This is a genomic window from Bacteroidales bacterium, from assembly GCA_026418905.1.
In the GTDB taxonomy this organism is placed as follows: Bacteria; Bacteroidota; Bacteroidia; order Bacteroidales; family DTU049; genus JAOAAK01.
On sequence record JAOAAK010000010.1, the window covers coordinates 24,416 to 36,576 of the forward strand.

General features: G+C 35.1%; 8 protein-coding genes. 7 read left to right on the forward strand and 1 reads right to left on the reverse strand.

Going from position 1 to position 12,161, the window contains the following annotated elements; translation table 11 throughout:
- Positions 1-9: 9 nt before the first annotated feature.
- Genes N2Z72_02425 through N2Z72_02435 form a run of 3 tightly spaced genes read left to right on the forward strand, consistent with a single transcriptional unit; the run spans position 10 to position 6,311 of the window.
- Positions 10-1,521, forward strand: a complete 1,512-nt coding sequence (locus N2Z72_02425; protein MCX7696532.1) for an oligosaccharide flippase family protein — start codon at positions 10-12, stop codon at positions 1,519-1,521.
- Positions 1,518-2,891: a histidine--tRNA ligase gene (hisS, locus tag N2Z72_02430; protein ID MCX7696533.1), complete on the forward strand. Its 1,374-nt coding sequence runs from the start codon at positions 1,518-1,520 to the stop codon at positions 2,889-2,891. The genes N2Z72_02425 and hisS overlap by 4 nt, the downstream gene beginning before the upstream one ends.
- Before the next feature lie 3 nt (positions 2,892-2,894).
- Positions 2,895-6,311: a hypothetical protein gene (locus N2Z72_02435; GenBank protein MCX7696534.1), complete on the forward strand. Its 3,417-nt coding sequence runs from the start codon at positions 2,895-2,897 to the stop codon at positions 6,309-6,311.
- Here N2Z72_02435 and ade read toward each other — a convergent pair.
- The gene (ade, locus tag N2Z72_02440; GenBank protein MCX7696535.1) at positions 6,308-7,912 is read right to left on the reverse strand and encodes an adenine deaminase; all 1,605 of its coding nucleotides are present in this window, start codon (positions 7,910-7,912) and stop codon (positions 6,308-6,310) included. The genes N2Z72_02435 and ade overlap by 4 nt on opposite strands.
- Positions 7,913-8,475: 563 nt before the next feature.
- Here ade and N2Z72_02445 point away from each other — a divergent pair.
- The 4 genes from N2Z72_02445 to N2Z72_02460 all read left to right on the forward strand — a co-directional run.
- A complete protein-coding gene (locus tag N2Z72_02445) occupies positions 8,476-8,778 on the forward strand; it encodes a metalloregulator ArsR/SmtB family transcription factor (GenBank protein ID MCX7696536.1) in 303 nt (100 codons plus the stop codon).
- A gap of 125 nt (positions 8,779-8,903) precedes the next feature.
- Positions 8,904-9,140: a 50S ribosomal protein L28 gene (gene rpmB / locus N2Z72_02450; GenBank protein MCX7696537.1), complete on the forward strand. Its 237-nt coding sequence runs from the start codon at positions 8,904-8,906 to the stop codon at positions 9,138-9,140.
- 59 nt (positions 9,141-9,199) lie between these two features.
- Positions 9,200-9,901, forward strand: a complete 702-nt coding sequence (locus N2Z72_02455) for a carboxypeptidase-like regulatory domain-containing protein (GenBank protein ID MCX7696538.1) — start codon at positions 9,200-9,202, stop codon at positions 9,899-9,901.
- On the forward strand, positions 9,885-12,161 hold a 2,277-nt coding region (locus tag N2Z72_02460), incomplete at its 3' end, for a TonB-dependent receptor (GenBank protein ID MCX7696539.1). The genes N2Z72_02455 and N2Z72_02460, both read left to right, overlap by 17 nt.

Sequence of the window (12,161 nt, forward strand, 5' to 3'; positions counted from 1 at the left end):
CAAAAACATGTGAGTTTTTTACAAAAGCTTTTCGGTCAAACTATTATTTATGGTATAAGCAGTGTTTTAGCCCGTTTTTTAAATTTTCTGCTTATTCCTCTATATACACGTCTTTTCCTTCCTGAGGAATCAGCTATTTACGTCGAATTTTATGCATATATTGCTTTTTTCATTGTGATACTCACATTTGGTATGGAAACCGCTTTTTTTCGTCACTATGAAGCTGAACTCGATAGGGATATCACCTACTCTACTTCTTTCTGGACTGTATTGGGGGTTAATCTTGTTTTTTTACTCATGGCATTTACTCTTCTAAAGCCTATTGCTATTATTATTGAACATGAAAACAATCAACATTTTATTATACTTTCTGCTTTGATTGTATCGCTGGATGCAGTTTCTAGCATACCGTTTGCCTATCTTCGGGCTCACAAAAAGGCTTGGCGTTTTGCCATGATTAAAACAGCTGGAATTTCAATGAATATCATTCTTAATTTAATATTGCTTCTTCTGTTTCCCTTTATTTATCAACAGGATCCTGTTTCATTGAAATGGTTTGAATTTTTATGCCTAGATCAACCTCATGTTATTCACATCTTTACAGCTAATTTAATGTCGAGTTTTTTTATCATGATGTTACTCATCCCTGAACTACAAAGAGTCAAACTGAAATTTTCCAACCATCTCTTTAATAAAATGATAAGATATGCCTTACCCCTGCTTATTCTTGGAATTGCTGGTATTGTAAACGAAACGATTGATAGAATTCTTCTTAAATTTTTATTACCACCAGAGGTAGCCATGTATCAACTTGGAATTTATGGCATGTGTTATAAATTGGTCATTATTGTATCCATATGCATTCAGGCTTTTCGATATGCAGCTGAACCGTTTTTCTTTGAAGTCTACAAACAAGAAGATGCTCGTAAGATGTATGCGGAACTCCTTTCTTATTTCGTTTTAATTCTTAGTATAATTGTAGTTTTTATGATTTTATTCATGGATTTTGTAAAGTACTTTGTAAGCCCATTATACTACGAAGGATTAAAGGTGGTTCCGTTATTGTTATATAGTCATATTTTTTTAGGCATTGTCTATAATCTAAGCGTATGGTACAAACTTACTGACAAAACTATATATGGAGCTTTCATAAGTACCACTGGTGCAATTATTACTATTCTATTGAACTTCTTATTGATTCCTATTTGGGGTTATGTTGGCAGTGCTATAGCTAATTTTACATGTTATTTTAGTATGGCTATTCTCTCTTACTTTCTCGGGCAAAGACATTACCGCATACCATATCCTATCCATAAAATAATCCTTTTTCTCATCTTGCCCATTATTTACTCGTTGATTTCCCTGTTTATGATAGGAAATTATGTTTCAGATATGTGGATTCGTATGTTGATTAATTCATTTTTATTACTGACTTTTCTAGGCTTTATTTTAATGATTGAACCTTCATTTAAAAAATTTCTCATTCAATGGATGTCCAACTTAAAACTTATAAAAAAATGAAACAGAACATTGGTATTCCCCGTGGTACAAGAGATTTTTCACCTGAAGAAACATTAAAAAGACATTATATATTTTCTATTCTACGCAAAACTTTCGAACATCATGGATTTCTTCCTCTAGAGACACCTGCCATGGAAAATTTATCGGTATTGCTTGGAAAATATGGTGAAGAAGGTGATAAATTGCTTTTTCGTATTCTGAATTCTGGCGATTTTTTGACCGATGTTCCCGAAGAAGCAAAAAATGATTATCAATCGCTCTTGCCATATATTGCAGAAAAAGGTTTGCGATATGATTTGACTGTTCCTCTTGCACGCTATGTTGCAACACATGCACATGAATTAACTTTCCCTTTCAGGCGCTATCAGATTCAACCTGTCTGGCGAGCCGATCGTCCTCAAAAAGGTAGATACCGCGAATTTTATCAATGCGATATTGATGTCATCGGAACTAACAGTCTTCTTGAAGAAGTAAATATCATTCAGATCATCAATGATGTATTCGAACAATTACGTATCAACGTAGAAATCAAAATTAATCATCGAAAAATCCTATGGGGAATAGCTGAATATTTCAACATCAATGATCAATTTTTTGCATTTACCACCATATTGGATAAACTTGATAAAATTGGTTGGGAAAATGTTTTGCAAGAACTTGAAAATTCCGGATATCCGTTAGCACTGATAAATTTTTTGAAGGATTTTACCCACAACGGATCAGATCATTTGTCGTTGCTTTTAGAAAAAATTTCTAATTTACATGTGCAACTTGGCGTCAATGACATAAAGTATATCCTTCAACAAAGTCGAAATATTCATTTAACTTACCAACCTGTTTTCGATTTTTCTCTTGCTCGAGGATTAAACTATTATACGGGTTGCATTTTTGAGGTTTTAGCTAAAGATGTACAGATGGGAAGTATTTGTGGTGGCGGACGCTACGATGACTTAACCGGAATTTTTGGCCTTGAAGGGTATTCTGGAGTAGGTATTTCGTTTGGTGCTGAACGCATTTATGATGTGATGGAGCAATTAAAACTCTTTCCGGAAAATCTTGTTAAAGCCGGAGATATATTGATACTTCAATTTGAAGATAGTGAGATTTCATCACTTTTGCAAATGGCAAAGAACTTGCGTAAAAACGGTTTTCGTGTGATGATTTATCCTGAACCCCATAAAATTAAAAAACAGCTTGCCTACGCTGATAAATTACATTTTTCTTATGTTCTTATGCAAGGTGGTGATGAATTAAAAAACAATACGATTACACTAAAATGCATGAATACGGGAAAACAACTTAAGTTCCACGAAAGCATCTTGTCAGAACTTACTCCCTTAAACATTTCGTCTGTTTTTAGGGACACATAAAATATGTTCCGTAATGCTTTTATTTTATGTATTCTTTTATACTCGTGTTGGGTAAAATCCCAACATCCTAACTGGAAGGTAATAACCCTCTATCGTCCTTATCCCGATTCTCTTAAGCTAGATACAGCTACCATCCCAGAAGATAAGTGGTTTGCCATGAGTGGTACAACAGTCTTAAACAAAGAAAATTTCAAGTTTAATGTAAACACGGGTTTTTTATATTTTGATACAACAATACTCAATCGATTCGATTCTATTTCTATCTTATGGTCGCCCATACATGTAAATCTCTCGAAAATTTATTACCATAAAGACACTTCCATCATTACTAAAACATCAAAATTATTACTCATTCCATATAATGAAATCAACTATAAAAAGCCGAATTTTTTCGAAACAGGATCAATCGAAAAATCAGGAAACTTCACACGTGGAATCAGCATTGGTAATAGGCAAGATCCAGGATTTAACTCATCCTTGAACCTTTCTCTGAGAGGAAAAATAACAGAAGATCTTGAAATTTCAGCTCATCTCACCGATCAAAAGCTACCCATTCAACCACAAGGAACTACCCAACAAATTCAAGATATCGACAACATATTTATACAACTAAAATATAGAAAATTCCTGCTCGACGCAGGGGACATAGAACTATCTTCCGACAAACATTATTTTCTCAAATATCGCCGTAAGGTAGAAGGTATCAAGTTCCAAGATAAAGTTCGTTCCATTTTCACTAAGAACGACTCTCTTTTTTATCATTGCGGTACTTCATTTTCACGTGGTCAGTATGCTCGGATTAGTATCAATCCTATTGAAGGTAATCAGGGCCCATACAGACTTTATGGCAAAAACAATGAAATGTACATTATTATTCTTGCTGGTACAGAACGAGTCTATTTAGATGGAGAATTACTTCAACGAGGACAAGAAAATGACTACGTTATTAATTACAACACAGCAGAAATAACTTTCACTCATCGAATCCAAATTCGATCTAATAGTAGAATCATAGTAGAATTTCAATATATCGATAGATTTTACAATAAGTACCTTCTTACAACAGGAGTTCAATATCATCTTCGACAATGGAAAATTCGAGCTTCAATGATGGAAGAAAAAGATTTAAAAAGTCAACCCATTGAACCTCTTTCCGACTCAGCTCGCAAAGTCTTATTCATAACTGGCGACAGTTTGCAACATGCTTATCTTACTGGTATTCGTGTCGTTCCATTTCAGAATGATCTTGTTCTTTACGCTATGAAAGACTCTCTTGGTTATGATAGTGTCTTTTATTACTCAACCAATCCAGATAGTGCACGTTATCTACTCTACTTCTCCTACGTGGGCCAACATAAAGGAAATTACATTCTTGATCCTCAGTTAGCCAATGGTAAAGTTTATCGGTGGATCTGTCCTGTAAATGGAATCCCTCAAGGTTCCTACGAACCCGTTATCCAGCTCGTGACACCTCAGAAAACCAGCATGTGGACCATTGCCACTGATTTTCAGCCTAATTCTAAAACCCTTTTCAATTTGGAATATGCTCGAAGTACCAAAGATTTAAATACCTTTTCTCCTTATCATGATAACAACAACCATGGCAATGCTATCAAGTTTTTTACAGAATATAAACGACCTCTCAGACACCTTCGAGACAGTTCCTCGATATGGAAAATATTCTTTTCGGCTGAAGCAACGGATTCACTTTTTTCCCCAGTCGAAAAATTCCTGCCACTCGAATTTGAACGTAACTGGTCCTTACATCAAAGTGTGAAGGCTTATCAATTGTTAGAAATGGATAATCTTATTCAGGTTAAACAATTTTCTATTCGGGTACAAAATTCATTGCTTCATCTACCTTCCAATTTGCTTTCGACGAAAACTTCATACTTATGGCAAGTCAAGATAAACCGTTTTTATCTTTTTCAAAGCGGCTCCTACGTTAGCCCATGGCAAGGAAAACAACTTCCTTTTTTTCAGTACAAAAACGTCGTAAGTTTCCTTCCTTGGAAAGTAAAATTAAATTTAGTTCACACTGGTGAAATTCGAAAAGGAAATACTCAATTGGCTATCGATACTAATCAGTTTCGTTGGAATCAAGTCATGGTGTATGTCCAGAATATTGATACTAATCAATGGACAGTACGACCGTATTATTCCATGAGGCTGGACGAGCGTTTTTATAATGGTCATCCAATCAAGACTAGGCATTCTCACGAGACAGGACTAAATTTTACCTTCCATCGTTTTCTTCCCATTCAATGGCAATCCGATATCAGTTATTGGTGGTTTCCAGTCTTGACCGATACCAGCATGAAAACGCATTTTCTACAAATGAAACATACCACCTCTCAGCAATATTTTAAAGGATTTTTGTCCTTCAGTCTTCGTTATTTAAATAGAATGGGCCGAGAAAACAAAAAAGAATTCTTTTTCTTGGAAGTAGCTCCCGGTCAAGGATCTCATACGTGGAAAGACTACAATCATAACGGGATTAAAGAATTGAACGAATTTGTCCTTGCTAGTTTCCAGGATCAAGCAAACTACATTAAAATGTTATTACCTTCCACTCAATACCAAATTGTTTATGATATTTACTCTTCAGGTGATATGATCATCGATGCTGCAAAATTAAACATCAAACGTAAATTTTGGATCTGGTTACAAGGTTTAAAAAACACTTTTTCATTTCAATTTAATAGTAAAAACACCTCTCCTATTCTAAAACATCATTTTATTCCTCATCGCATCCCGGATAGTCTTCATCTTTTTTTAAGTCAATCGCTTCGGGAACAGATTTCTTTTAGAAATTCTACTGGAAAAATAAGTACTTATTATTTATTACAAGTAAATAAGGTTGCTCAATCTTATTTCTATGGAACTGATGATCATACAACTATAGAACATCGAAGCCAGACGACCTTCCAATTCAAACAACATTTCTACTTCGAGCCACTCCTTTATCAAAAATCTCAAAAAAATTTATCTGTCGTATCATACGTTCAAAGCTATCAAATCGACAAGAAAGGAATCGGTTTAATCCTTTCATACCAACGTTCCATCAAATGGAGAACCTCCGTCGGAAGTTCTTTTGAAAAATCACAAAATATGACTGATACAACAAAAACTCTTAAACAAACCTGGAGCATCGAACATCGACATTCTTTTGCTACACGAGGAAATATTTCACTAAAATTTCAATTTCAAAACATATATGGTTTAAACAAAGCGATTCACCCCTACATTGAATACATCATGTTGGAAGGATACAAAGTGGGAAAAAACTTTTCATGGGAAATTATGTTTATGCGACGCTTAGATAATAACATCGAACTCACATTCATGTATACTGGACGTGCTTTACCACATGAAACTGTCGTTCATACCGGCAGTGCTCAGATTCGTGTAATTTTTTAGTCGCACAAACTGGTAAACTGAAATTTACTTACATCAAAAAGCCCCATATCACCCAATTTGAGTTCTGGTATGACAAGCAAAGACAAAAATGAAAGAGTCATAAAAGGTGCTCTGAGAGGAATTCCCATGGAATGAGCTCTATCGTTAAGATTTTGATATTTATAGGCAACTTTTTCAACCGACTCGGAACTCATAATACCAGCTACAGGAAGAGGTAATTCGAATAAGTCCTGCCCATCGAATAGGACCATTCCTCCCTTCATTCTTTGAATGGAATCAATTACTTTCATAATCGCTTCATCGCTTGCACCAACAGCTATGATATTATGGCTATCATGAGCAACACTCGTAGCAATAGCCCCTTCATAAATGGAAAAACCTCGCACATATCCGACTGCTGGCTGAGCTTCCTTGTAACGATTTAAAACCACTATTTTATTGATGCCATGTTCAACCTTTATTTCTTCAGTGGGGACCGAAAGGCGACGAGTTAAAAGTTGTCCGTCAATAACTTCTATAACTTTTACCTGCGAACAAGAGCTAAGATTTGGTTTTAAGTCTTCTAATGAAAAAGAATTAAGATGAAAACGATTGACGTCTTGATATGAAAAATTTACATCAAAAGTTGGTTTACCGTCCCAAACTACCTGGCCATCAATAAAAACTTTTATAGGTATAAAATCTTTAAGATTGTTTACAACTAGAAAATCGGCAGGATCACCTTCGCGAAGAAGTCCGACAGATAAGCCATAATGCAAAACTGGATTGACGGAAACAGCTCGTAGTACATCAAAAAGATCATAATTAAGAGAGACAGCTCGTCGTACGAACTCATTCATGTGATGACGAATAAGATCATCCGGATGGCAATCATCTGTACAGAACATAATTTTATCTGGGTGCTCTTTCAAAAGAGGTAAAAGTTCATCTAGGTTTCGTGCTGCGCTCCCTTGTCGAATGAGTACCTTCATTCCTAAACGAATCTTTTCCCTAGCTTCTTCCATGGTAGAGCATTCATGATCGGTTGTGATCCCAACTTCCACATATTTTCTAAGTTCCTCTCCAGTAAGCAAAGGAGCATGCCCATCAATTGGCTTACCAACCCTATGAGCTGCCTGAATTTTTCTATGTATTTCGACATCTCCGTTTATCACGCCTGGATAATTCATAACTTCCGCCAAAAAATACAGATCATCTCGCTGGATAAGTTTTTCAACCAGATCAGCATCCAAACTAGCACCACTGGTTTCAAATTTCGTAGCCGGTACACACGATGGAACACCGAAAAAAAATTTAAGAGGCACTTTGCTTCCATCCTTTATCATGAAATCTATTCCTTCTTCTCCCATCACATTGGCAATTTCATGGGGGTCTGAAACCACTGCGATTGTTCCATGACGTAAAGCTACTGCAGCAAAGTTAGCAGGGGTAACCATGGAACTTTCAATATGCACATGAGCATCCACAAAACCAGGTATTATATACATATCAGGAGCATCACTAAGTTTTTCAATAGACCGAATTTTCCCATTTTCAATGATCAGCTTTGCTCCATAAATGGAACGTGACCAAACATCAACCAACTTGCCTTCAATTTTCATATGTTTTTTTTACAAATCTTATGATTTTTTTAAAATTGAAATTACAATTACTCACGATGTTTTTAACATTTCGGTTTCATGAACATGATCAGAAAAAACATTTACCTAAAACTTTCGCCCGATATTGATTTAATTGACCCATTTGTGACTCATTTTATAAGAAGCTTTGAGAATAATCAATATGGCGAAGTTCTTTATTTGAGAAACGCACAATTTCTATTTCGTATCATTTTATCACTAGATTTTATTTGTCAAAATCGACTTTTAGTTTTCATCTCGAATCATTCTATTTTATTGCGCAATTCTTCGCATGTTTTCAATTGGATCCAGCTCATTATCCTGAATCAATAAATTTTTTATCTTATTTAAATCGGGTTATAAGACAAGTGAATCCATGAAATTTTTTTCCATACTTATTCACCATAAACTTCTTCTCTTACTTTATTTGAACTAAAGATAAGATGTAACAAATAAATATGCAATATATTTTAATGGTATAAAAACATAAAAAAATTTTTGTATAACCAATTAATTTATATAATTTTGTTCCCCAAAAGGGGTTTATGAAAGATATAAAGGAATATGAATGTTTTAAAGATTTGTCCAAAAAATTAAAGTCATTTGCACATCCTGTGCGACTACAGATTCTCAAGTTATTAAAAGATGAAAATGGTTTAAATGTTACTTCTATTTATCAAAAACTCAATCTTGAACAACCAGTTGCATCTCATCATCTCATTATTCTAAATAAAAATGGACTGCTAATTAAAGATAGAATGGGGCGAGAAAACATTTACAAAATTAACACAGAAATGTTTAATTACTTGTTGGACAACCTAAAAGACTGCATCTACAAAAATTCTTGAGTTTTCAGTACCTTATGGCAGTCAATTTAACACTAACCCACAAGGTGGGCTACTTTTAGGTTTGTATTTTGTTTTATTAACTTCTTGCTAATTCAAAAATTTTTAACTTTGCAAAAAGTTTTACTATGTCAAGAGTATGTGACCTGACCGGAAAAAAAAGGCTTGTTGGTTACCACGTATCACACTCCAACAAGAAGACAAAAAGAAGATTTTATCCAAATCTTCAGTATAAGCGTATTTGGCTTCCAGATGAAAAAAGATGGGCTCGTCTAAGGATATCAACTTCCGTAATGCGTACTATCAACAAAAAAGGTTTGGAAGCTGTTCTCAAAGAATTTTTTGAAAAAGGATATGTGAAATAATTACTCAAGTTATTATTATAGAGAGCTGCTGCTAAGGCAGCTTTTTTATTTTTAAAATAATGATTATTTTTGAACGTTACTTGTTATGGATGAAAAAACATATTTATTTCATGCTTTTATTTCATTTTGCTTATTCATGTTTTTCTCAAGAACCTGAAAAAAACCAATACATCCAATTTAGTGGCCTTATCATGGATATGGATAGTCTAACACCTCTATCATTTGCACATGTTATTAATAAAACCAAACGTATAGCTACTTTTGCCGATATCCATGGTTTTTTTTCTTTCGCTGCTGAGAAAGGAGATGTCATAGAGTTTTCACACGTAGGTTATAAAAAAGCATACTATAAAATTCCTTATACCATCACAGAAACGAAATTTACTCTTTTCCAGCTCATGACGAAAGATACCATTTGGCTACCTGAAACTGTCATCTACCCTTGGCCTTCGCCTGAACAATTCAAACAAGCCTTTCTTTACACTGTTCCTCCCGAAGATGATTACGACCGAGCAAAACGTAATCTTACATTACAAGCTATCAAAGAACGTATGCCTTACGTTGCGCCTGATGGAAGTGAAACATACAGGTATAGGACCAATCAAGTAGCTCAAAAATTATATTATGCAGGTCAACTTCCACCAAATAACTTGATTAACCCATTGGCATGGATGCAATTTATTCAAGCATGGAAAAGAGGTGCTTTTCGCAAGCAAAAATCATCAGCTTCTGAATACTACTACAATGAAACGATGGATTAAATACTTTATTTTTTTCTTTTTTACTTCGCCTCAATTTGCTCAGTTAGCCAAAATCCATGGTTATGTAAAAGATGAAAAGAACAAAGCCATGGAAGGAGTTCAAGTGGGAATACAAAATACGTCTATTGGGAAAACTACAGATAAAAATGGATACTACGAAATTATAGTTCCAACTGACACAACGGTTATTATCTATTTTTCCTTTCTTGGCTATGAAACTCATCAGAGTTCATTTAACCTCAAACCAGGTGAAGTGAGGGCTTATCATGTCACGTTAAAGGAAATATCTAGACTTTTACCTACAGCTTTAATCACCGACCATTTCGACAATGCTCGTGGCATCCAAAAAATGAACCCTCGTGAAGTTCAGTTGCTACCTGGATCACAGAACATAGATCAACTCATTCGCATCGTTGGTCTCGGAGTTTCATCTGGGAATGAACTTTCTTCTGGCTACTCAGTTCGTGGTGGAAATTTCGACGAGAATTTAGTGTATGTGAATGAATTTGAAGTATATCGGCCTTTTTTGCTCAGTGAAGGCCAGCAAGAAGGACTTTCTATTGTTAATCCTCAGCTCATTCAGTCCATCATTTTTTCTTCTGGGGGGTTTGAACCCCAATACGGCGACAAAATGAGTTCTGTTCTTGACATACGTTACAGAAAACCAACCGACAAAAAATTTAATATCGACGTCAGTCTTCTTGGCTCCAACATTAGTGGTGAAGGAACTTTAGCAAAAGGTCTCCTAACCTTCATTGGAGGAATTCGATACAAAACTACTCGGTATTTGCTTAAAGCTCTTGATACTCGTGGTGACTATAAACCCTTTTTCTTTGATATACAGGGACAGTCAACATACCAGCTCTCTGAAAAAAATGAACTATCATGGTTTACTTATGCATCCTATAATCAATACAAATTTATCCCAACAACTCGAAAAACCACATATGGAACCATCAATGAGGCCTATCAGCTCACCATGTATTTCGATGGGCAAGAAAAAGATCTTTTTTCAACATTTCTAACCGGTTTTAAATGGTATCATCTTGTTAATCCACAAACAACACTTAAATACCTAATTTCTTTTACACACACTCATGAAGAGGAGAACCAAGACATCATGGGACAGTACTGGCTGGGACTTTTAGAATCCGATTTAGGAAGTGATCAATTTGGTAATGTTGCTGAAAACCTTGGAATCGGTACTCATTGGAAATACGGACGAAACAGACTTAACATGAAACTTCTTACCATCGAACATAAAGGAAACCATAGCTTCAAAAAAGATTTTAATTTATTATGGGGAGCAAAATTTCAGTACGAAAATGTTTATGATCATATATGGAAATGGTACTATATAGATTCTTCTGGGTTTTCTCTTCCACATCCTCCCGATTCTGTTGGTTACACAAATCCTCAGATTCAACCTTATACCCTTTTCGAGCTTTATGAAACATCCATTTCGTCACATCAAATGCAAAGTTTACGTTTCTCTACATACATGCAAGGAGAAAGAAAATTGATGTTTTCCTCTTTCTCCATGTATTCAGTAGGTGGCATTCGGCAGACTTATTGGACATATAATTCCGAGTTGTTATTGAGTCCTAGAATTTCGATAAGCATTCAACCCCACAAAAGGAAAAATGAAACATACCGTTTTGCTTTGGGGTGGTATCAGCAACCCCCAATGTATAAAGAACTTCGCGACAATCGAGGTAATGTATATCCAGAAGTAAAAGCTCAGAAATCCATTCACATAGTTGCTGGCTTTAACAAAACAGATACATTTTGGAATAGACCTTTTAAAATGATAGGAGAAGTTTACTACAAATGGCTCTATCATTTGATTCCTTATTATCAAGATAACATCAGTATTGAATACATACCACAAGAGAAATCGAAAGGTTATGCAATAGGGCTTGATTTTAAAATCTTCGGTCAATTTGTGCCCGAAGTAGATTCTTGGTTTAGTCTGGGCATTCTTCAAACCAAGGAAGACATCATAGGAGATTACTATTATGTATACTATAATGCAGCTGGTGAAAGAATTATTCCTGGTATAACAGTAGATCAAGTAGCTGTAGATAGTGAACGGGTTGAACCTCGTTTTATTCCACGACCTACCGATCGATTAGTAACTGTCAATATATTTTTCCAAGATTACATGCCTCGTAACCCACAATTTAAGATGCACCTTAACTTGGTCTTTGCTAGTGGACTTCCTTTCGGCCCCCCTAATACCTGTCTCTTATACACATCT

Bases quoted from the DNA above. Each gene is read 5' to 3' on its own strand.
- hisS (MCX7696533.1), top strand. From the start codon at position 1,518: ATGAAACAGAACATTGGTATTCCCCGTGGTACAAGAGATTTTTCACCT.
- N2Z72_02435 (MCX7696534.1), top strand. From the start codon at position 2,895: ATGTTCCGTAATGCTTTTATTTTATGTATTCTTTTATACTCGTGTTGG.
- ade (MCX7696535.1), bottom strand. From the start codon at position 7,912: ATGAAAATTGAAGGCAAGTTGGTTGATGTTTGGTCACGTTCCATTTAT.
- N2Z72_02445 (MCX7696536.1), top strand. From the start codon at position 8,476: ATGAAAGATATAAAGGAATATGAATGTTTTAAAGATTTGTCCAAAAAA.
- rpmB (MCX7696537.1), top strand. From the start codon at position 8,904: ATGTCAAGAGTATGTGACCTGACCGGAAAAAAAAGGCTTGTTGGTTAC.
- N2Z72_02455 (MCX7696538.1), top strand. From the start codon at position 9,200: ATGATTATTTTTGAACGTTACTTGTTATGGATGAAAAAACATATTTAT.